Below are 866 nucleotides of genomic sequence, written 5' to 3'. Positions count from 1 at the left end.
GCGCCAGGCCCCAATCGTCGAGGACGATCAAGTCGGTCTTGGCCAGGCCCGCCATCAGCTTGGGATAGCGGCCGTCGGCATGGGCCAGCCGCAGCTCTTCGAAGAGTCGGGGCACACGCAGGTATTTCACTTTGTAGCCTTCGCGGCAGGCTTTCTGCGCCAGGGCACAGGCGAGAAATGTTTTACCGACGCCGGTGGGGCCGGTGAGTAAAACATTACGGTGCCGGGCGATCCAATCGCACGAAGCCAGCGCCATAAATAAACCTTTATCGAGTCCCCGTCGGATGCGGTAGTTGACATCTTCGACACAGGCATATCCCTGGCGTAGCTTGGCTTGTCGTAATCGCGTCCGAAGGCGCCGGCTCGCTCGTTCGGTGGCTTCGCGATCGATCAATAAAGCCAGCCTATCTTCGAAACGTAAGTCCCCGATGTCACTCATCTGCAGCTGCTCTTCCAGAGCTTTCGCCATGCCCTCCAGGCGCATCGTGCGGAGTTGATCCAAGGTGGGATGAATCAGCATCGCGGGGCCTCCTGTGAAGCGCTTTGATAGTACGACGCACCGCGTACGTTGCTGTGCTCGATGGCCTGCGCTGACGGCGCGACGTCGGGGAGCGCTTGTCGATCCAAGCCATTTTTGAGGATCGATCCAATGCTCTTGTACGATAGGCCATCGATCGCCAGCGCTCGCCGGCAGGCCGCCTCCAGACGATCGGTTCCATAGCGCTTCGAGAGGCTACGTAGCCCCAGACAGGAGTGGAAGCCTTGATGCGGGTGAGGCTTGGAGATCAGGATCGCCTCGACCACCTCTCCCGTCGCCGGGCCGCTCTCGTGGGCCCACTTCACCAGCTTCTGGGCGGTCCACTCAG

The 866-nt window shown here is 60.7% G+C and carries 1 protein-coding gene; it reads right to left on the bottom strand.

Annotated features, from left to right (window positions below; all coding sequences use genetic code 11):
- A partial coding sequence (locus tag GY725_04745) for an ATP-binding protein (GenBank protein MCP4003484.1) occupies positions 1-520 on the bottom strand: 520 nt, incomplete at its 3' end.
- Positions 521-866: the final 346 nt, after the last annotated feature.

This window comes from bacterium, assembly GCA_024226335.1.
Classification (GTDB): domain Bacteria; phylum Myxococcota_A; class UBA9160; order SZUA-336; family SZUA-336; genus JAAELY01.
Note: the sequence above shows the minus strand (reverse complement) of the source record. Positions and strands in the feature narration are given on the sequence as shown.